Below are 19,314 nucleotides of genomic sequence, written 5' to 3' on the forward strand. Positions count from 1 at the left end.
CGCGAGCCCCGGAATGACGAAAGTGGAAACTTACAACGAAACGCCCGGCGGAATGTCCGCTTCGGTCACGCCCACCAGCTCCATGTTGGTGATGATCGCGTTGCGGATGAAGCCGAGGCCCTTGTTGAAGTCGATCCAGGTGTTGACGTAATCGCGCCAGGTCTTGTCGGTCTCGCGGCGGAAGCCGGCATTCGAGGTCGTTGCGAAGATCGGCGTCGGCAGCACGAGCTGGCCGAGCGAGGGGTTCTTCTTCAGCACGGTCAGCGACAGCATGGTGATCAGGCACTGCGCGTCGACGCGGCCGGTCTGCAGCGCCGCGGTGGCGTCGTCCGCGGTCTTCAGCCGCGTGATCTGCGCCTTCGGCGTCAGGCGGCTGACGACCTGATCGTGCGAGGAGCCCTGGTCGACGGCGATCTTGATGTCGGGCGAGTTCAGCTCGGCCCAGCTCTTCGGCTTGAAGTCCTTCTTGCAGAGGATGGCGAAGGCGTTGTTGAAGACCGGCACCGAGAAGTCGACCACCAGCGCGCGCTTCGGGGTCGGGTTGAGGCCGAAGAAGATGTCGATCTTGTTGGCCTGCAGGTCGAGCACCGAATTGCCCCAGGTCGTCTCGGTGATCTCGAGCTCGGCCTCCATGTCGTCGGCGAGCCCCTTGGCGATGTCGATGTAGAAGCCCTTCCACTGGCCGCTGGAGAGATCCTTCATGTAATAGGGCGCGCCGCCGCCGACCGCGCCGATTCGCATCTTCTTGGTGCGGCGGATGCGGGCGAAGGTCGATTCGTTCGGATCGGCGGTCTGGGCCACGGCCGGCGAAGCCAGCGCGGCCGCGGTCATCGCGCCAAGTCCGACAATCGATGCAACATCACGACGTGTAACCATTGGGATCAATCGCTTTTCTGGTTGGGACAGGTTCCGTCAGGTTCATACCAAGGTCGCACTTTCAGTGAAAGCACAGCCTATCGGCTGGGCAGATCGGGAATTGCCCGGATGCTGGGCAGGCGCCGTCGATCAGGGGCGATAGCCGCTTGCTTTCCGCCCCTTTTGGCCCCAAATAGGGACCGGGAGATTGGCGGTGGACGAGCCACTCGCCAACCGGGTCAGGTCCGGAAGGAAGCAGCCCTAACGAGGTCCGGATCGGGTCGCTCGTCAGTCTCCTACCTGTTTTTCGAGCGAACCAGCGCCGGCGGCATCAGCCGCCAGCGCGCTCCTTTCCGCAAAAGCCGGCCAAGAGACATTTCATTGCGGATCGACCGATGACCGACGCTGGCGCCCCTTCCAACCCCGACAGCGCCGGCCAGGCCGGCAATGCGCCGTACCGGGTGCTGGCGCGCAAATACCGTCCCTCCAGTTTCGACGATCTGATCGGCCAGGAAGCGGTGGTCCGCACCGTCTCCAATGCGTTCGAGACCGGGCGCATTCCGCAGGCCTGGATCCTCACCGGCGTCCGCGGCGTCGGCAAGACCACCACCGCGCGCATTCTGGCCCGTGCACTCAACTACGAGATGCCTGATGGTTCGGTAAAGGGTCCGACCATCCACATGCCGACCCTGGGCGTGCATTGCCAGGCGATCATGGAAAGCCGGCACATGGACGTGCTGGAGATGGACGCGGCCTCGCACACAGGCGTTGACGACGTCCGCCAGATCAACGACAGCGTGCGCTACGCGCCGGCCAGCGCGCGCTACAAGGTCTACATCATCGACGAAGTCCACATGCTGTCGACGGCGGCGTTCAACGCCTTCCTAAAGACGCTGGAGGAACCGCCGGAGCACGCCAAGTTCGTGTTCGCAACCACCGAGATCCGCAAGGTTCCGGTCACCGTGCTGTCGCGCTGCCAGCGCTTTGACCTGCGCCGCGTCGAGGCGGACGTGCTGATGAAGCACCTCGCCAATATCGCCGCCAAGGAAAACGTCGAGATCGAGCCGGAGGCGCTCGGCATCATCGCACGCGCTGCCGAAGGCTCGGTGCGTGATTCGCTGTCGCTGCTCGACCAGGCGATCGCGCATGCGGCAGGCGCCGTGAAGGCCGATGCCGTCAGGCAGATGCTGGGGCTCGCCGACCGCACCCGCGTCATCGACCTCTTCGATTCGCTGGCGCGCGGCGACATCGCCGCCGCCTTCAAGGAGTTCCGCGATCAGTATGATGTCGGCGCCGATCCCATCGTCGTGCTTTCGGACCTTGCCGAGTTCGTCAATTTCGTCACCCGCGTGAAGATCGTGCCGGCGACTGCCGACAACGTCGCCTATGGTGAGACTGAGCGCGTGCGTGCGAAGGATTTCGCCTCAAAGATCTCGATGCGCGTGCTGTCGCGGATGTGGCAGATGCTGCTCAAGGGCATTGCCGAGGTGCAGGCCGCGACGCGCCCGGCTGCGGCCGCCGAGATGGTGCTGGTGCGCATCGCCTATGTCGCCGACCTGCCGACGCCGGACGAAGCGATCAGGATGCTGGAGCAGAACGGCGGCGGCTCGCCGGTCGCGAGCGGCGGCGGTGCTGCACGCAGCGCGCCGGCCGCGCCGACGGCCTCCTCGGCGCCTGTTCGCATGCCGACCTCGTCGCCGCCTTCGTTCGGCGGTGGCGGCGCGCGGCCGCAGATGGCGGCGCCCGCGCCGGATCCGCAAGGGGCGGTGCCCCAGCTGCGCGTCACGAGCTTCACCCAGCTCGTCGCGCTCGCCGGGCAGAAGCGCGACATCATGACCAAGAGCGCGCTCGAGGGCGACATGCGCCTCGTCCGTTTCGAGGAGGGCCGGCTGGAGGTCGCGCTCGAGCCGAACGCCTCCAAGACCATGATCTCCGAGCTCGCCAAGAAATTCGAGCTGTGGACCGGCCGCCGCTGGACGGTGATCGTCTCCAACGAGCAGGGCCAGCCGACGCTGCGCTCGGTGAACCAGGCGGCGAAGCAGGAGCATGCCCGTACCGCAGAGGCCGATCCGCGCGTGCGGGAGGTGATGTCGCGTTTCCCCGGCGCGAAGGTTGTCGAGGTCCGCAGGCTTGCCCCCGAGACGCCGGAAGCCAATATAAACGCTGACTATGGCAGTGACGATCCGCCCGACGGTTCCGACGGCGACGATCTCTGAGCCCATCTTTTTCCAAGGACGAGCACCGATGGCTGATTTTCTCGGCATGATGAAGCAGGCGGCGCAGCTGCAATCCAAGATGCAGGAGATGCAGGAGCAGCTGGCCAACGTGGAAGTCGAGGGCATCTCCGGCGGCGGCCTCGTCGCGGTGCGCATGACCGCGAAAATGGACGTCAAGGGTATCAAGATCGACCCCTCGCTGATGAAGCCGGAAGAGCGCGAAGTGCTGGAAGATCTGCTCGTCACCGCGCTCGGTGATGCCCGCCGCAAGGCGGAGACCGCGATGCAGGAGAAGATGCAGTCGCTGACCGGCGGGCTCGGCCTGCCGCCGGGGTTGTTCGGCCAGTAAGATGGGCGCGGTTGCAGGTCCCGAAATCGAGCGGCTGGTGCAGCTTCTCGCGCGGCTGCCGGGCCTCGGTCCGCGCTCGGCGCGGCGCGCGGCGCTGCATCTGATCAAGAAGCGCGAAGCGCTGATGATGCCGCTGGCCTCGGCCATGCAGGTCGCGCTCGACAAGGTCCAGGTCTGCAAGACCTGCGGCAACATCGATACGCAAAATCCCTGCACCGTCTGCACCGATCCCAAGCGCGATGACGCCATCATCGTCGTCGTCGCCGATGTCGCCGATCTCTGGGCGCTGGAGCGGGCCAATGCGACCCAGGGTCGCTATCATGTGCTGGGCGCGACATTGTCGCCGCTCGACGGCGTCGGCCCGCAGGATCTGACCATCGACGCGCTGGTCGCGCGCGCGCATGATTCTCGGGTGCACGAAATCATCCTGGCGCTGAATGCCACGGTGGACGGCCAGACCACGGCGCACTACATCACCGACCTGCTCCAGGACGCCAACGTAAAAGTAACCCGGCTGGCCCATGGTGTGCCTGTCGGTGGCGAGCTTGATTATCTCGATGAAGGTACGCTATCGGCCGCGATGCGGCAGCGTACCCTGTTCTAGCCATCCAGACTTTACGGAACGGACGACATGACGAAACTTTTCGCCACACGCTTGGCTTTGGTCGCGACGATGATGCTGCTGGCGAGCCCGGCCATCTCCGCGCAGCAGGACGACGGGGCGCCGCCGCCGTCCAAGCCCGGCAAGCCGATCAACGCCGGCGAGGTGTTGTCCGGCGAGTTGAATGCCTTGAAAGTGCGCGACGTCAAGAATGCCGGCAAGCGGGTTGCGACCTACCAGATCACGTCCGAGCCGCGCCGCCTGCCGCCGCCGAACGGGCTGTGCAATCTCGAGACCGGGCCCGAGACGTTCCAGCTCGTTCCGAGCGGCGATGCGCAGGCCGCGCAGCTGAAGACGTTCGTCGGCAAGGAAATCTCGGTCAAGGTCGACGAAGTCGCCTGCGCCAGCGATCCCGGCCAGATGAGCGAAGCCGTGATCACGAAGTGGAGCTTGATCAAGAAGCAGTAGGGGGGCAGATCGAGATGCCGTAGGGTGGGCAAAGCGAAGCGTGCCCACCGCCTGTGTCGAATGCTTGGAACGATGGTGGGCACGGCGCAAGTGCGCCTTTGCCCACCCTACAGAGCGTCACACCCTCACCGGCCCCAGCGCCTCGAAATGTCCGCGCTTCTGCAGCCATGCGAGCAGCACCAGGCTCGGGATTGCCACCAGCACGCAGATCACGAAGAACAGCGGCCAGCCCGTGGTGTCCGCGACATAGCCCGCGCTCGACGACAGATATGTTCGCCCCACCGCCGCGAGCGCGGTGAGCAGCGCATATTGCGTCGCCGTGTGCAGCGGGTTCTGGCAGAGCGCCGAGAGGTAGGCCACGAAGATCACGGTGCCGATGGCGCTGGTGAAGTTCTCGGCACAGATCGCGAGCGCCAGCGCCCATTGATTGGTGCCGACCACTGCGAGCCAGGCAAAGGACAAATTGGCCAGCGCCTGCACCACGCCACCGATCCAGAGCGACATTGCCAGCGGATAGCGCCGCGCGACGAAACCACCGGCAAACCCGCCGATCAGGGTGGCGGCGAGGCCGACGCCCTTCACGATCGCCGCATAATCGTTGCGGGTGAAGCCGAGGTCGATCACGAACGGCGCCGTCATCGTGCCCGAGAAGGCATCGGTGAACTTGAATAGCACGACGAAGGCGAGCGCGGCGAGAGCATCCTTGCGCGACAGGAATTCGGAGAACGCGCCGATCGCCGCGCTCAACACACGCGCAAAGGCGGTCTCGGTTTGTGTCGCAGCTTCCGCCTGTGCGGATTGCGCCGGCTCGGTCGCGGCCAGCGCGGTGATCGTGCCGATCAGCACCATCGCGGCCATCACCACATAGCCCCACATCCACGCCGAGGTGCGGGGTATGCCGGTGCCTTCGAAGCCCGAGACGATGAACAGCGCGCCCGCGGTCGAGACCAGCATTCCGATGCGGTAGGCCGCAACGTAAGCCGCCATACCGGCGGCCTGCTCGCTCTCCGGCAGGCTCTCGACGCGGAAGGCGTCGACCACGATGTCCTGCGTCGACGACGTCGTCGCCACCAGCAGCGCGCCCAGCGCGACGTAGAACGGCGAGCTGGCCGGGTCGGTCATCGCCAGCAGCAGGATCGCGACGATCAGCAGCAATTGCGAGAACAGCAGCCAGCCGCGCCGCCGCCCGAACGCGCGGGTGAACAGCGGCACATGCAGCGCATCCACCAGCGGCGCCCACAGGAATTTCAGCGTGTAGGGCGTGCCGACCAGCGCGAACAGCCCGATCGTCTTCAGGTCAACCCCGGCCTCGCGCATCCACACCAGCAGCGTGGAGCCCGACAGCGCCAGCGGCAGCCCCGAGGAGAAGCCGAGGAACAGCACGATCAGCACCCGGGGCTGCAGGTACACGGCAAGGCTGTCGCGCCAGGAGGGCGCAGGGACGGAGGTCGCGGCGGGGGAGGTCGCGTCGGGAGCGGTCATGGGGTGGTGTTAGCAGATTCTGGGGGTGATGCCTCTGCCACAAATCCCGTCATGCCCGGGCTTGTTCCGGGCATCCACGTTCTTGGTGCCGTTGAAAAGTCCGTGGATGGCCGGGACAAGCCTGGCCATGACGAAACGGTGTCACTCCCCCGCCTGGAGCTTCCGCGGAAACAGCTCGCCCGCGCCCGCGACCAGCCGCGGTCCCTCGGCCGGCGCGTCCGCCTTGCTGAAATCGAGCTCCTCGATTCGTCCTGCGCGCTTCTCGATCTTGTCGGCGGAAATCAGGATCTGGCGGACGTCCTCGTTCGCATCGGAAAAATGCTTCTGCAATTTGACCACGCGATCCCTGAGACGACCCAGATCGTCGCCGAGCTTGATCACTTCAGTCTGAATCTGGTCGGCGGCATCGCGCATGCGCGCGTCCTTCATGATCTGCTGCATGACCTGGATCGCCAGCATCAAGAGCGAGGGCGACACCAGCACCACGCGGGCGCGATAGGCCTTCTGGATCACGTCGTCGAAACCGTCATGGATTTCCGCATAGACCGATTCCGACGGCACGAACATCAGTGCCATCTCCTGGGTCTCGCCGGTGACGAGATATTTTTCCGCGATGTCGCTGACATGCTTCATCACGTCGCCGCGCAGCCGCTGCGTGGCAACGCGCTTCTCCTCGTCGGTGCGGGCGTCGTGCAGCGCCGTCATCGCCTCCAGCGGAAACTTCGCGTCGATGCAGAGCGGGCGCTGGTCTGGCAGGAACACGACGCAGTCGGGCCGCTTGCCGGTCGAGAGCGTGAACTGGAACTCGTAGGCGCCCTTCGGCAGACCGTCCTGGACGATCGCCTCCATCCGCGCCTGGCCGAAGGCGCCGCGCGACTGCTTGTTGGCGAGCACGTCGCGCAGGGTCGTCACCTGGGTGGTGAGATCGGTAAGGTTCTTGTGGGCGCTGTCGATGATGCCGAGCCGCTCGTGCAGCGCGCGCAGGCTCTCCATGGTGTTGCGCGTCGAATGTTCCATCGACTGGCCGACGCGATGGGTGACCGAATCCAGCCGCTCGTTGACCGCGCGCGCCATCTCGGCCTGGCGTCCCGCCAGCGCCTGGGTCATGGCGTCGACCCTCCCTGAGGATTCGCTCTGGGCGCGCAGCACCTCGCTCAGGCGCTCCTCGAGCTCGTCGGCCCGGATCGCATGCGCCATCGCGAGTTCCGCGCCGCGCCGGCCCGAGCGGGCGATCACGACGGCGATCGTCACCAGCAGGGTGAGGACAAGGGCGCCGAAGCCGATCAGGGCATCAATCGTGCGCACCGGCCAGTCGGCCAGCATGAAAATGATCTCGTTCATGGGCCCTTCTAGCGCGATTCGCCGACCTTAGCGAACGAAGAGGGAACGGTTATGGTTAATAGCCCCCTAATTTTTATGGTTAACGAAACCTCAAGTTTTATGGTTAGCGAGGGGTTAACGGGGTTCCCGGCCGGATTGACCGCGTCCGGCGCGCGGCTTAAATCGCGGCCATGGCCCTCAGAGAAATCATCATCCTGCCCGACAGGCAGCTGCGTCTGGTCTCCAAGCCGATCGAGAAGGTCACGCCGGAGATTCGCAAGCTTGCCGACGACATGTTCGAGACCATGTACGACGCGCCCGGTATTGGCCTCGCCGCGATCCAGGTCGCGCAGCCGCTGCGGCTGATCACCATGGACCTCGCCAAACGCGACGAGAACGGCGAGACCACGCCGCTTCCGCGCGTCTTCATCAACCCCGAGATCATCGCCTCGTCCGAGGAGCTCTCGGTCTACGAGGAAGGCTGTCTCTCGATCCCCGAATATTACGAGGAGGTCGAGCGCCCTGCGAAGGTGCGCGTGCGCTTCACCGATCTCGACGGCAAGGTGCACGAGGAGGACGCCGAAGGCCTCTATGCCACCTGCATCCAGCACGAGATCGACCATCTCAACGGCGTGCTGTTCGTCGACTATCTGTCGAAGCTCAAGCGCGACCGCGTGATGAAGAAGTTCGAGAAGGCCGCCAAGCGCGCGGAGTAACCACGTTCTCCGCCGTCATACCCGGCCTTGTGCCGGACATCCACGTTCTGTGCCGCCGCAGGCCGGAAGAACGTGGATGGCCGGGACAAGCCCGGCCATGACGAGTACGTTGCTCGTTTCCGAGGATTGTCTCGCCACATGCCCCTCCGCCTGATCTTCATGGGCACGCCCGATTTCTCCGTGCCGACGCTGCTCGAGCTGGTCGCGCATGGCCACGAGATCGTCGCCGTCTACACCCGCGCGCCGAAGCCCGGCGGGCGGCGCGGCCTGCAATTGCAGCCGACGCCGGTCGAAGAAGCTGCGCGAAAGCTCGGCATTCCCGTGCGGACGCCGAAGACGCTGAAGACCCAGGAAGCGCTCGACGAGTTCAGCGCGTTCGACGCCGATGCCGCCGTGGTCGTCGCCTATGGCATGATCCTGCCGCAGGCGATCCTCGATGCGCCAAAACTCGGCTGCTACAATCTGCACGCTTCGCTGCTGCCGCGCTGGCGCGGCGCAGCGCCGATCAACCGTGCGATCATGGACGGCGATGCCGAGAGCGGCGTGATGGTGATGAAGATGGACGTCGGTCTCGATACCGGCGACGTCGCCATGGCCGAGCGCCTCGCGATCACGGACAACATGACTGCACTCGATTTGCACGATCGTCTCTCTCGCCTCGGCGCCGATCTCATGGTGCGCGCGATGGCCGCGCTCGCCCGCGATGGGCTCCAGCTCAAGAAGCAGAGCGAGGACGGTGTCACCTACGCCGCCAAGATCGACAAGGCCGAGGCGCGCATCGACTGGACCAGGCCGGCGCGTGCCGTGCTGCGTCACATCCACGGCCTGTCGCCATTCCCCGGCGCCTGGGCCGAGCTTGCCGGCGTCAGCGAGAATGCGCGCGTCAAGATCCTGCGGTGTGAATTGGCAAAGGGGTCGGGCGCGCCGGGCGAGGTGCTCGATGACAAGCTCACCATCGCCTGCAGCGAGGGCGCCATCCGCATCATCGAGCTCCAGCGCGAAGGCAAGGGCCGGATGCAGGCCGCGGATTTCCTGCGCGGCGTGCCGCTGAAGGCGGGAGCGAGGTTCAACTGATCAGCGATGCCCCGCTACAAGCTCACCATCGAGTATGACGGCGCGCCGTTTTTCGGCTGGCAGGTGCAGGACACGCTGCCTTCGGTGCAGGGCGCGCTGGAGGCGGCCGTGAAGGCGATGACCGGCGCGGATTTGCGGGTGCATGGCGCCGGCCGCACCGATGCCGGCGTGCATGCGCGTGGCCAGGTCGCGCATGTCGATATCGACAAGCAGTTTCCGCCGGGCCGTTTTCGCGATGGGCTCAACGCGCATCTGCGCCCGCATCCGATCGCGGTGCTGGAGGCGGAGATCGTGCCTGACACGTTCGAGGCGCGCTTCTCCGCGGTGAAGCGCCACTACCGCTACCGCGTGATCAACACCCGCGCCAATCTCGCGCTCGACATCGGTCATGCCTGGCGCGTGCCGCGCCGGCTCGATGCGGAGGCGATGCATGTGGCGGCACAGCGTCTGCTCGGCAAGCACGATTTCACCACGTTCCGCGACACCGAGTGCCAGGCCAAGTCACCGGAGAAGACGCTCGACCAGCTCGACGTGCTGCGTGACGGCCGCGAGATCACCATCGTCACCTCGGCGCGCTCGTTCCTGCACAGCCAGGTGCGCTCGATGGTGGGCTCGCTGATCTGGGTCGGCGAGGGCCGCTGGACCGCCGAAGACCTCTCCGCAGCGTTAGAGGCGCGCAACCGCGCCGCCTGCGGCATCGTCGCCCCGCCGGATGGGCTGTATCTGATGAAGGTGGACTATTAGCGCGTGATGCCGCCACACCGTCATGGCCGGGTTTGTCCCGGCCATCCACGATCTTTCTTGCTGGGACTGAAGTACGTGGATGCCCGGGACAAGCCCGGGCATGACGGCGGAATACTTGGCAATGACCGCACCTACCCGAAATACCGCGTCAAAATCCCGCGATAGACCTGCGTCAGCTTCTCCAGATCCTTGACGGGCACCCGCTCGTCGACCTGATGCATGGTCTGGCCGACCAGACCGAATTCGATCACCGGGCAATAGCTGGAAATGAACCTTGCGTCCGACGTGCCACCGCTCGTCGACAGCTCGGGCTTCCGCCCCGTCACCTCCTCGATCGCGGACACCGCGAGATCAGTGAACGGGCCGGGCTTGGTGACGAACACGTTGGAGTTCGAGGGCTCCCAGACGATGCGGGCCTTGATGCGGTTGCCGCAGGCTTTTGTCAGCCGCGTCTCGACCAGCTCGCGCAACGAGGCCTGGGTGTGGTTGTCGTTGTAGCGGATGTTGAATTTTGCGCGGGCCTCGCCGGGGATGACGTTGCTCGCTTTGTTGCCGACGTCGACCGAGGTGAATTCGAGATTGGAGGCCTGGAATTGCGCGCTGCCATGGTCGAGCGGCTCGTCGGAGATCGCAACGATCAGCCTGGAGATGTCAGGCACCGGATTGGAGGCGCGATGCGGATAGGCGACATGGCCCTGCACGCCGTCCACGTACAGCGTGCCGGATTGCGAGCCGCGGCGGCCGACCTTGATGGTGTCGCCGAGCGTCTCGACATTGGAGGGCTCGCCCAGCACGCAATGGTCGAATTTTTCGCCGCGCTCGGCCGTCCATTTCAATAGCTTGATGGTGCCGTTGATGGAGACGTCTTCCTCGTCGCCCGTAATCAGGAACGAGATCGAGCCCTTTCCGTCGTTGCGCGGCTTGCCGTCATTGGCGGCGAGATGCTCCAGCACCGCGGCGACCGAGCAGGCGATGCCGCCCTTCATGTCGACCGCGCCGCGGCCGTGCAGGACGCCGTCCTTCACCTCTCCGGAGAACGCACCGATGCTCCAGGCGCTCTCGTCACCGGGTGGCACCACGTCGGTATGGCCGGCAAAGGTGATGTGCGGGCCTTCGGTGCCGATCCGCGCATAGAGATTGTCGACGTCGGCGGTGCCGGGCTCGCTGAAGGTCACGCGGTGGCAGGCGAAGCCGGCGGCGGTGAGGGCTTTTTCGAGCACCCCGAGCGCACCGGCATCTTCAGGGGTTACCGAGGGGCAGCGGATCAGATCGCGGGCAATGGAGAGAGCATCGGTCATGCGCCCCGCTTAACATGCATGCCGCCGGGTGGGCTAGCGCGGGGCGGGACAATTTCGATCTCGCGGCTCTGGTCCCAGCCTTTCGCAGGGGAGGCGGCGGATGCCGAACTGTCCTCGATATCGAGGAGCGGATCAGGGCCGAACCGGTTGTGGCCCGAGGTGCCGGACCGGCAGAACATTTCGACGAGGCCCCACAGCCACAGCAGTGCGGCAGTCAGGTTGAGCGAAAATATCCAGCTTGATTTGGGCAGCAGGTCCGCGAACTGGCTGAACAGGCCGGGCAAGAAGAAGAACGGAACGATCCACCAGCCGCTCTTGTCGCGGTCATGGAGTCGCTTGATCGCCGTCGCGAGATAGATCCAGAAGAACAGCGCCATGCCGGACGCCTTGAGGATCGAGCCCGCGAGATCGGCCGATGCCAGCGCGTGGGAGACGCGGGGGTCGACCAGCTTGAAGAGGCCGTCGAGACCGAAGTCGAAATCGAGCTCAATTCCGAGCTTCAGGGTGGACCTCGTCCCTCCGACGATCCCGATGACTTGACCGGCAATCTCCAGCAAGCCCGCCAGCAGCGCGACGATCAGCAGCGCCTGCCACAGCAACGCGCGGTTGATGCGGCCGTCGAAGCGGAACAGATACCAGATCCAGTCCATGCGAACGGCTCCGGGCGGGAGGAGCCGCCCGATATTTGGTCGCGATGGAGAGGGGGTGGGTTCGATAGGGCTCCGGTGTCGTCCCGGCGAAGGCCGGGACCCATACCGCGTGATCTATCGACAGTAGAAAGATAGTCGTACCGAACGACGAGTCTTCGCCAAACCACGGCCTCGGAGTATGGGTCCCGGCCTTCGCCGGGACGACAGCGGTGTGCGCCGAACTCAATCCCGCAGCAACTCGTTGATGCTGGTCTTGGAGCGCGTGCGCTCGTCGACGCGCTTGACGATGACGGCGCAGGCGGTGCTCGGGCCGATCTGGCCGTTCTTCATCGGCTTGCCGGGCAGCGCGCCGGGCACCACGACGGAATATTCGGGCACTTCGCCGATGAAGACCTCGCCGGTCTCGCGGTCGACGATCTTGGTCGAGGCGCCCAGGAACACGCCCATCGCCAGCACCGCGCCCTTGCGCACGATCACGCCCTCGGCGACCTCGGAGCGCGCGCCGATGAAGCAATCGTCCTCGACGATCACGGGCTCGGCCTGCAGCGGCTCGAGCACGCCGCCGATGCCGGCGCCGCCGGAGATGTGCACGCGCTTGCCGATCTGGGCGCAGGAGCCGACGGTGGCCCAGGTGTCGACCATGGTGCTCTCATCGACATAGGCGCCGAGATTGACGAAGGACGGCATCAGCACGACGTTCTTGGCGATGAAGGCCGAGCGGCGCACCACCGAGCCGGGTACGGCACGAAAACCGGCGTCGCGAAAACGGTTCTCGCCCCAGCCTTCGAACTTCGAGGGCACCTTGTCCCACCAGGTCGCCTTGCCGGATCCGCCGGGAATGACGCCCATGTCGTTGAGGCGGAACGACAGCAGCACGGCCTTCTTCAGCCACTGATTGACCTTCCACTTGCCGTCGCTGCCGCGCTCGGCAACGCGCGCCTCGCCCTTGTCCAGAATCTCCAGTGCTTGGTCCACGGCCTCGCGCACCTCGCCCTTGGTCGAGGTCGAGATGCCGTCGCGCGCGTCGAAGGCGCTGTTGATGGTGGATTCGAGGGCTTGGAGGGACATCGGGATTTCCTCTGGGGAAGCAGGAATTTGACGGATTGGGGCGCTTTTTCGGGATTTGGGCGGGCGGAGTCAAGGCATACTCCGCCGTCGTCCATACTCCGCTGTCGTCCCGGACAAGCGCAGCGAAGCGGAGCGCCGATCCGGGACCCATAGCCACAGGGAGTGGTTTGACGAAGATTCGGAGTTACCAATCCGGCGCGACAACCAAATCCCGTGGCTATGGGTCCCGGGTCTGCGCTTACGCTTGCCCGGGACGACGGCGGTTATAGGGGCGAGAGCCCTGCCAAAAACCCCGTCAGATCATCCGTGACGTGGTCGACATGGGCGGCATCCCGGCCTTCCAGTTCCCAGTCCTCCCGCACCACCTCCTTCGTTCCGTCAGGCACCACCAGCACGGTGGTCATGCCGAGCTGGTGCGGGACGGTGAGGTTGCGGGCGAGGTCCTCGAACATCGCGGCTTTGGTCGGATCGACCGCGTGGTCGGCGAGGAATTTCTGATAGGTCTGCGCCGCCGGCTTCGGCTCGAACTGGGCGGCGATGATGTCGAACACGCCGTCGAAATGCGTTGCCAGGCCGAGACGCGCCAGCACCGCATCGACATGGTCGACCGAGCCATTGGTCAGGATCAGCTTGCGCCCCGATAAGTTTGCGATGGCTTCGCCGAGCGCCGGGTTCGGCTGCAGCGGTGAATGGTCGATCTTGTGGACATAGGCGAGATAGTCGTCGGCGGACACGCCATGCAGGGTCATCATGCCGCGCATCGTGGTGCCGAAGCGCAGGTAATAATCCTTCTGCAGTTTTCGCGCCTCCGCCGGCGTCACCTGCAGCCAGCTCGACACGAACTCGGTGATCCGCACATCGACCTGCTGCCACAAATTGACGTGATGCGGATACAGCGTGTTGTCGAGGTCGAACACCCAGGTGTCGACATGAGCAAAGGTGCGGGGTTGGTTCATATCAACATTCTCAGCTCGTCGTCCCGGGGCGCGCGAAGCGCGAGCCCGGGACCCATAAACACGGAGAGGAGTTCGGTGAAGATTCGGGGTGGCCAGCTTCGCGCCACAACCACTCCCTGGGGTTATGGGTCCCCGCCTTCGCGGGGACGACAGCGGAGCTTGTAGGCGCTTGCGTGTTGATCATGACGCCAATTTCACGGCACCGCAAAGCGGAGCGTCTTGCCGCCGCTCGACATGTCCACCGCACCAAATCCCGTCGCCGCGAATCCGCGCGCGCCGCAATCGGTCTGCTCAACGGTCTCGAACTTGGTCTCGCGCGTGCAGAGCTGCCTGTCGCCGCCCCAGTTCAGCGGCCGGTCCTTCAGCTTGACGGCGCGGTTGTCGGCGTCGACGGCTTCCGCGAAGCTGAAGATCTGCTTGGGCTGACCGGTCACATCAGGGTGCAGGCAGGTCTTGGGATCGATGCGATACCAGCCGCGGCTGGTCACGGACTTGCCGTCGTCGGTCGCGATCGCCGCCATCACCTTGTGCGGCGTGTCGTTGCACCAGGTGAGGCCGGTCGCGGACGGCGTCTGCACCGCATCGACCATGGTCTTGAAGAAGTTCTGCGAGCCCACGATGTCCGACGACAAGCCGCGGCCCTTCAGGAACGCGGCCAGGGCTGCCTGCGTCTTCGGCCCGTCGACGCCGTCGATCGGCGCGGCGTCGTAGCCCGCGATCACCAACAGCCGCTGGATGCCGGCGAGGCGGGCCTGCTCGTCGTCATATTCGGAATCCTCGGCGAGATAGGCAATGAGGTTGCCGTCGGCTCCTTGCGCCGGCGTCACTTGCGTAAACGCAGCCTGGGTCTGGCCGCTGCGGCATTGCCGGGCCGCCGCGATGACGAAATTGTCCTGCGCGACACAGAGCATGTCGCTGCCGTTCTGCGGAATCGGGGAGGCGCCATAGACGCCGAGCGCGCGGGCGTTGAGCAGGATGCGATCGGCGGTCAGCGTGCCCTGCACCACCACGCGGCAGGTGGCGGGATCGACCCTGAACCAGCCGCGCGTCGCGGTCGCCGCCTTGTCGTCGATGCCGATCGCGGCCTCGACGACATAGGACATGCGGTTGCAGATCTTCAGATCGGCGAGGGCCGGCACCGAGGAGAAGACGAACGAGACGGCCGCGGCCGGCAGCGCCATCAGGAAGCGGGTCAGGGGTGAGCGGCGGGGGCGCTGAGCCCTCCGCCCGTCATGCCCGGGCTTGTCCCGCCTGCGAGGCCAAAGCCTCTTCGGCGAGGCGAAGGCCCGGGCATCCACGTTCTTGGCGCGGATCGAAAGATCGCGGATGGCCGGGACAAGCCCGGCCATGACGGTTTTCTTTGTCCGCTCGTCCCTCACTTGTGGATCAGCGTTCCCGTGCCCTGGTTGGTGAAGAGTTCAAGCAGCACCGCGTGCTGCATCTTGCCGTCGATGATGACGACGCCCTCCACGCCCTGCTCCAGCGCATAGATGCAGGTCTCGACCTTCGGGATCATGCCGCCGGAAATGGTGCCGTCGGCGATCAGCTTTCGCGCGTCCTTGACCGACAATTGCGGGATCAGCTTCTTCGACTTGTCGAGCACGCCAGGCACGTCGGTGAGCAGCAACAGGCGCTTGGCCTTCAGCGCGCCGGCAACCGCACCGGCAAAAGTGTCGGCGTTGACGTTCAGCGTCTGGCCTTCCTTCGAGGTTGCGAGCGGCGCCAGCACCGGGATCAGCTCGTAGCCGATCAGCTGGTTGAGCAGCGTGAGGTCCACCTTCTCGGGATCGCCGACGAAGCCGAGATCGATTGCCTTCTCGATGTTCGAGCCCGGATCGATGATGGTCCGCGTCGTCTTCGACGCCTTCACCATGTTGCCGTCCTTGCCGGACAACCCCACGGCCTTGCCGCCGGCTTCGTTGATGTAGCCGACGATCTGCTTGTTGACGGAGCCGGCGAGCACCATCTCGACGATCTCGATGGTCGCCGCATCGGTGATGCGCAGGCCGGCTGCGAATTCCGAGACGATGCCGAGGCGCTTGAGCATGGTCGCGATCTGCGGCCCGCCGCCATGCACCACCACCGGATTGATGGCGGTCTGCTCCAGCAGCACGATGTCGCGGGCAAAATTCTTCGCGGTCTCCTCGTCGCCCATGGCATGGCCGCCATATTTGATGACGATGGTTTCCTCGTCATACTGCTGCATGTGCGGCAGCGCTTCCGACAGGATGCGGGCCTGGTCGAGCGGGGAGATGTCGGTCATGTCGCGGATCTCGCTGGCGGGACTGGAGCGGCCTGCGTTCTATCCGATTGGCGGGCGTGGCGCAAAGTGGTCTTCGTGCCCCGGACGCAGCGCAGCGCTTCTTCAGCGGTGCGCTGCAGAGCCGGGGCCCATGCGGCTTGCTGGGTCCCGGCTCTGCGGAGCGTCACTGCGTGCCGCACCGCGTCCGGGACACGAGACCTATTTCCGCGCCACCACCGCGGCCAGCGTCACGGCCAGCCAGCTCGCGATCACCACCGTCCCGCCCGTCGGCGCTGCGTATGGAAACAGCGAGTGCCCGGCATATTGCCGCAAGGTGAGGTCGCCCGCGAACAGCACGGCGCCGATCACGAAGCCGAATGCACCGATGAGGCCAATTCCGCCGTGCAGAAGGCCGCGCGCCAGCAGGGCGACAGCTGCAAGTATGGCAGTTGCATGAAACAGCAGCATCGCGCTGGCCGAGGCCAGCCGGCTCGCATCGCCGCCATGCGCCGAGGCGGCGGCCAGCGCGACGCCGGCGGCGCCCATCAAACCGGCAAGTCCGATCAGCAGGCGCTGCGCCACCATCACGTAGCGCGCTCTTCCAGCAGTTTCGCCATCGCGGCGCGCAAGCTCTCCATGCCGGTCGAGCTGCGTGACGAGGTCGCGAGCACGTTCGGGAACGCGGCCGGATGCCTGGCCAGCGCCGCCTCGGTTTCGGCGATGCGCGATTGCAGCTCGGAGGCCTTCACCTGGTCGGCCTTGGTCAGCACGATCTGGTAGCTGACCGCGGAGCGGTCGAGCGTCTTGAGGACCTCGAGGTCGACCTCCTTGAGGCCATGCCGCGCGTCGATCAGCACGTAGACGCGCGCAAGCGAGGCGCGTCCCAGCAGGAATTTGTGGATCAGCTCGGTCCAGGACGCCACCTGGCTCTTGGGCGCCTTGGCATAGCCGTAGCCGGGCATGTCGACCAGGCGCAGGTCGGTCTTGCCGGGGACCTCGAAGAAGATCAGCTCCTGGGTGCGTCCCGGCGTATGCGAGGTGCGCGCCAGCGCGTTGCGCCCCGTCAGCGCGTTGATCAGGCTCGACTTGCCGACATTGGAGCGCCCGGCAAAGGCGACCTCCAGCCCCGCCATCGGCGGCAGCGTCTGGATCGAGGGCGAGGCCCAGATGAACTGCCAGTCGCGCGCGAACAGCTTCCGCCCGGCCTCGATCAGCTTGTCGTCTGATTTATCGGTCATCTGGAAAGTCTATCCTCGCGTCTTGGCCGGGCAAAAGCGCGAAGCGCGTCTTCCCATTCAAATGTCCCGGCCATCCACGTCTGTCTGCGCGGTACCCTCCAAAACGTGGATGCCCGGGACAAGCCCGGGCATGACGCTGTGGAGGCATTTGCGCCCGCATGACCGGGCACGCTTCGTGTGCAGCTACGTCGCCTTCTTCGCGAACGTCGCCTTGAGATTATCGAACAGCTCCACCTTCACCCCGTTGCGGCGCATGATGTAGCTCTGCTGGATCACCGAGAGCAGGTTGTTCCAGGCCCAGTAGATCACGAGGCCCGCCGGGAAGCCCGCCAGCATGAAGGTGAAGATCAGCGGCATCCAGTTGAAGATGATCTGCTGCGTCGGGTCCGGCGGTGTCGGGTTCAGCTTCATCTGGAACCACATCGTGATGCCCATGATGATCGGCCAGATGCCGAGCGCGAGGTAATGGCCGAACACCGGGATCGTGGTCGGATCGAACGGGATCAGCCCGAACAGGTTGAACAGGTTGGTCGGATCCGGCGCCGAGAGGTCCTTGATCCAGCCGTAGAACGGCGCGTGCCGCATCTCGATGGTGACGAACAGCACCTTGTAGAGCGAGAAGAACACCGGGATCTGGATCAGCACGGGGAGACAGCCGGCGACCGGATTGATCTTCTCCTTGCGGTAGATCTCCATCATCTCCTGCTGCTGCTTCACCTTGTCGTCGGGATAACGCTCCTTGAGCGCCTGCAGCTGCGGCTGAACCGACTTCATCTTCGCCATCGAGGCGTAGGACTTGTTCGCCAGCGGGAAGAACAGCAGCTTCACGATCACGGTCACGAGCAGGATCGAGATGCCGAAATTGCCGAAGAAGCGGTAGAAGAAGTCGAGGCCGAGGAACATCGGCTTGGTGATGAAGTAGAACCAGCCCCAGTCGATCAAGAGATCGAAATGGTTCAGCCCCAGCTCCTTGTTGTAGCCGCCGAGGCCGGCGAACGGGAACACGCCGACCACGCCGGCTTCCTTGGCGCCGGCGAACAGCCGCGCGTTCGCCGTCGCAGTGCCGCCGATCGCGACGGTGACGGGGTCGAGCAGATAATCGGTCTGGTAGGTGTGGACGTTGCCGGATGGGTTCGACGAGAAGCGCGCCTGCAGCTGGGCATTGGTATCCGGCAACAGCGCCGAGGCCCAGTACTTGTCGGTGATGCCGAGCCAGCCGTTGGTGACCTTGAAGTCCACCTTCTTGCTTTCGTCGATCTTCTTGTAGGCATATTCCTGCAGGCCCTGGTCGCCGAGATAGCCGATCAGGCCTTCATGCAGGATGTAGTAGCCGGAGACCTGCGGCGCACCGTGGCGCGAGATCAGCGCGAACGGATAGAGCGTAACCGGCGCATTGCCGACATTGCTCACCTCGTCCTTGATGGTGAAGAGATAATGGTCGTCGACCGCAATGGTGCGGCGGAAGGTGAGACCATCGCCATTCTCCCATTTCAGCACCACCGGCGTCGTCGGCGTCAGGCTGCCGCTGCCGTCCTGCTGCCAGACGGTCTGGGCATCAGGCATCTTCGCCGTCACGCCCGTCGCCGCCACCCAGCCGAATTCGGCGTAATAGGGCTCCGCGGTGCCCGAGGGCGAATAGAGGATGATCGGCGGCGACTTCGGATCGACCGTTTCGCGGAATTGCACCAGCGCGATGTCGTCGATGCGGCCGCCCTTCAGCGCGATGCTGCCGGCAATCCGCGGCGTGTCGATCTTCACGCGCGGGCTGGCTGCAATCGCGGCCTCACGCGCCACCACGGGCTGGGCCTGCTGGTTCGCGCCCGGCGTTGCCGGCTGAGCGGCGTTGCCCGGCTGCTGCGGCGCCGCGCCCGGCGTCGCGGAGGCCGACGGCTGCGGCGTGGTCTTCTGGAGCTCGGCCTGCGTCTGCTGCTGGGCGCGCTGCTTCTCCATCGCCGGCACATTGTAGAAATACTGCCAGGCGATCAGGACGAGGCCCGACAGAATGACGGCGAGGATGGTATTGCGATTGTCGGTCAT

General features: G+C 65.2%; 19 protein-coding genes and 1 other RNA gene. 8 read left to right on the top strand and 12 right to left on the bottom strand.

The features are described from left to right. Positions 1–30: 30 nt before the first annotated feature. Positions 31–876 carry a transporter substrate-binding domain-containing protein gene (locus GDN70_RS05895; protein WP_028140845.1) on the bottom strand — a complete coding sequence of 282 codons (846 nt, stop codon included), beginning with the start codon at positions 874–876 and terminating at the stop codon, positions 31–33. A gap of 182 nt (positions 877–1,058) precedes the next feature. Between GDN70_RS05895 and ffs the strand changes: the two genes are divergently transcribed. From ffs to GDN70_RS05920, 5 genes are all read left to right on the top strand, one after another. Next, positions 1,059–1,155, top strand: an RNA gene (gene ffs, locus GDN70_RS05900) — signal recognition particle sRNA small type. Positions 1,156–1,250: 95 nt separating this feature from the next. Next, entirely contained in the window at positions 1,251–3,071 is a 1,821-nt protein-coding gene (locus GDN70_RS05905; RefSeq protein WP_152102272.1) for a DNA polymerase III subunit gamma/tau, read from the top strand. Between the two features lie 28 nt (positions 3,072–3,099). Further along, complete coding sequence (locus GDN70_RS05910) at positions 3,100–3,420, top strand: YbaB/EbfC family nucleoid-associated protein (protein WP_028140843.1); 321 nt, start codon at positions 3,100–3,102, stop codon at positions 3,418–3,420. Between the two features lies 1 nt (position 3,421). Next, the gene (gene recR, locus GDN70_RS05915) at positions 3,422–4,024 is read left to right on the top strand and encodes a recombination mediator RecR (RefSeq protein WP_018320788.1); all 603 of its coding nucleotides are present in this window, start codon (positions 3,422–3,424) and stop codon (positions 4,022–4,024) included. A gap of 27 nt (positions 4,025–4,051) precedes the next feature. Then, on the top strand, positions 4,052–4,489 hold the full coding sequence (locus GDN70_RS05920; RefSeq protein ID WP_018320787.1) for a hypothetical protein: 438 nt from the start codon (positions 4,052–4,054) through the stop codon (positions 4,487–4,489). Between the two features lie 117 nt (positions 4,490–4,606). On the opposite strand, the gene GDN70_RS05930 is transcribed toward GDN70_RS05920, so the two are convergent. Next, positions 4,607–5,971: an MFS transporter gene (locus tag GDN70_RS05930; RefSeq protein WP_038972273.1), complete on the bottom strand. Its 1,365-nt coding sequence runs from the start codon at positions 5,969–5,971 to the stop codon at positions 4,607–4,609. A 141-nt stretch (positions 5,972–6,112) separates the two neighbouring features. Next, positions 6,113–7,312 carry a DNA recombination protein RmuC gene (locus tag GDN70_RS05935; RefSeq protein WP_095425067.1) on the bottom strand — a complete coding sequence of 400 codons (1,200 nt, stop codon included), beginning with the start codon at positions 7,310–7,312 and terminating at the stop codon, positions 6,113–6,115. A 170-nt stretch (positions 7,313–7,482) separates the two neighbouring features. On the opposite strand from GDN70_RS05935, the gene def reads away from it, so the two are divergent. From def to truA, 3 genes are all read left to right on the top strand, one after another. Beyond that, entirely contained in the window at positions 7,483–8,007 is a 525-nt protein-coding gene (gene def / locus GDN70_RS05940; RefSeq protein WP_028140840.1) for a peptide deformylase, read from the top strand. Between the two features lie 138 nt (positions 8,008–8,145). Then, on the top strand, positions 8,146–9,081 hold the full coding sequence (fmt, locus tag GDN70_RS05945) for a methionyl-tRNA formyltransferase (protein ID WP_152102273.1): 936 nt from the start codon (positions 8,146–8,148) through the stop codon (positions 9,079–9,081). Positions 9,082–9,087: 6 nt separating this feature from the next. Beyond that, positions 9,088–9,825, top strand: a complete 738-nt coding sequence (truA, locus tag GDN70_RS05950) for a tRNA pseudouridine(38-40) synthase TruA (protein WP_152102274.1) — start codon at positions 9,088–9,090, stop codon at positions 9,823–9,825. Between the two features lie 131 nt (positions 9,826–9,956). Here truA and dapE read toward each other — a convergent pair whose 3' ends face one another. The 9 genes from dapE to yidC form a co-directional block, all read right to left on the bottom strand. Then, entirely contained in the window at positions 9,957–11,123 is a 1,167-nt protein-coding gene (dapE, locus tag GDN70_RS05955) for a succinyl-diaminopimelate desuccinylase (protein WP_038947341.1), read from the bottom strand. Beyond that, complete coding sequence (locus GDN70_RS05960; protein ID WP_038947342.1) at positions 11,120–11,773, bottom strand: DUF805 domain-containing protein; 654 nt, start codon at positions 11,771–11,773, stop codon at positions 11,120–11,122. Before GDN70_RS05960 ends, dapE begins: the two co-directional genes overlap by 4 nt. 222 nt (positions 11,774–11,995) lie before the next feature. After that, complete coding sequence (gene dapD / locus GDN70_RS05965; RefSeq protein WP_028140835.1) at positions 11,996–12,841, bottom strand: 2,3,4,5-tetrahydropyridine-2,6-dicarboxylate N-succinyltransferase; 846 nt, start codon at positions 12,839–12,841, stop codon at positions 11,996–11,998. A 263-nt stretch (positions 12,842–13,104) separates the two neighbouring features. Then, positions 13,105–13,797, bottom strand: coding sequence for a pyrimidine 5'-nucleotidase (locus GDN70_RS05970; RefSeq protein WP_028140834.1), 693 nt, complete (start codon positions 13,795–13,797; stop codon positions 13,105–13,107). A gap of 194 nt (positions 13,798–13,991) precedes the next feature. Beyond that, positions 13,992–14,978, bottom strand: coding sequence for a DUF1036 domain-containing protein (locus tag GDN70_RS05975; RefSeq protein WP_152102275.1), 987 nt, complete (start codon positions 14,976–14,978; stop codon positions 13,992–13,994). Positions 14,979–15,172: 194 nt separating this feature from the next. Further along, positions 15,173–16,060, bottom strand: a complete 888-nt coding sequence (argB, locus tag GDN70_RS05985) for an acetylglutamate kinase (RefSeq protein WP_028140832.1) — start codon at positions 16,058–16,060, stop codon at positions 15,173–15,175. Between the two features lie 198 nt (positions 16,061–16,258). Beyond that, positions 16,259–16,624, bottom strand: coding sequence for a DUF423 domain-containing protein (locus tag GDN70_RS05990; RefSeq protein WP_173015936.1), 366 nt, complete (start codon positions 16,622–16,624; stop codon positions 16,259–16,261). Next, the gene (gene yihA, locus GDN70_RS05995; protein ID WP_028140830.1) at positions 16,624–17,277 is read right to left on the bottom strand and encodes a ribosome biogenesis GTP-binding protein YihA/YsxC; all 654 of its coding nucleotides are present in this window, start codon (positions 17,275–17,277) and stop codon (positions 16,624–16,626) included. The genes GDN70_RS05990 and yihA overlap by 1 nt, the downstream gene beginning before the upstream one ends. Before the next feature lie 183 nt (positions 17,278–17,460). Continuing rightward, entirely contained in the window at positions 17,461–19,314 is a 1,854-nt protein-coding gene (yidC, locus tag GDN70_RS06000) for a membrane protein insertase YidC (RefSeq protein WP_152102277.1), read from the bottom strand.

Origin of the sequence: Bradyrhizobium sp. TM102, assembly GCF_009176685.1 — a bacterium.
Lineage (GTDB): Bacteria > Pseudomonadota > Alphaproteobacteria > Rhizobiales > Xanthobacteraceae > Bradyrhizobium > Bradyrhizobium ottawaense.

Coding starts and splice junctions, on each gene's coding strand:
- GDN70_RS05895 (WP_028140845.1), bottom strand. CDS start 876: ATGGTTACACGTCGTGATGTTGCATCGATTGTCGGACTTGGCGCGATG.
- GDN70_RS05905 (WP_152102272.1), top strand. CDS start 1,251: ATGACCGACGCTGGCGCCCCTTCCAACCCCGACAGCGCCGGCCAGGCC.
- GDN70_RS05910 (WP_028140843.1), top strand. CDS start 3,100: ATGGCTGATTTTCTCGGCATGATGAAGCAGGCGGCGCAGCTGCAATCC.
- recR (WP_018320788.1), top strand. CDS start 3,422: ATGGGCGCGGTTGCAGGTCCCGAAATCGAGCGGCTGGTGCAGCTTCTC.
- GDN70_RS05920 (WP_018320787.1), top strand. CDS start 4,052: ATGACGAAACTTTTCGCCACACGCTTGGCTTTGGTCGCGACGATGATG.
- GDN70_RS05930 (WP_038972273.1), bottom strand. CDS start 5,971: ATGACCGCTCCCGACGCGACCTCCCCCGCCGCGACCTCCGTCCCTGCG.
- GDN70_RS05935 (WP_095425067.1), bottom strand. CDS start 7,312: ATGAACGAGATCATTTTCATGCTGGCCGACTGGCCGGTGCGCACGATT.
- def (WP_028140840.1), top strand. CDS start 7,483: ATGGCCCTCAGAGAAATCATCATCCTGCCCGACAGGCAGCTGCGTCTG.
- fmt (WP_152102273.1), top strand. CDS start 8,146: ATGCCCCTCCGCCTGATCTTCATGGGCACGCCCGATTTCTCCGTGCCG.
- truA (WP_152102274.1), top strand. CDS start 9,088: ATGCCCCGCTACAAGCTCACCATCGAGTATGACGGCGCGCCGTTTTTC.
- dapE (WP_038947341.1), bottom strand. CDS start 11,123: ATGACCGATGCTCTCTCCATTGCCCGCGATCTGATCCGCTGCCCCTCG.
- GDN70_RS05960 (WP_038947342.1), bottom strand. CDS start 11,773: ATGGACTGGATCTGGTATCTGTTCCGCTTCGACGGCCGCATCAACCGC.
- dapD (WP_028140835.1), bottom strand. CDS start 12,841: ATGTCCCTCCAAGCCCTCGAATCCACCATCAACAGCGCCTTCGACGCG.
- GDN70_RS05970 (WP_028140834.1), bottom strand. CDS start 13,797: ATGAACCAACCCCGCACCTTTGCTCATGTCGACACCTGGGTGTTCGAC.
- GDN70_RS05975 (WP_152102275.1), bottom strand. CDS start 14,978: ATGGCGCTGCCGGCCGCGGCCGTCTCGTTCGTCTTCTCCTCGGTGCCG.
- argB (WP_028140832.1), bottom strand. CDS start 16,060: ATGACCGACATCTCCCCGCTCGACCAGGCCCGCATCCTGTCGGAAGCG.
- GDN70_RS05990 (WP_173015936.1), bottom strand. CDS start 16,624: ATGGTGGCGCAGCGCCTGCTGATCGGACTTGCCGGTTTGATGGGCGCC.
- yihA (WP_028140830.1), bottom strand. CDS start 17,277: ATGACCGATAAATCAGACGACAAGCTGATCGAGGCCGGGCGGAAGCTG.
- yidC (WP_152102277.1), bottom strand. CDS start 19,314: ATGACCGACAATCGCAATACCATCCTCGCCGTCATTCTGTCGGGCCTC.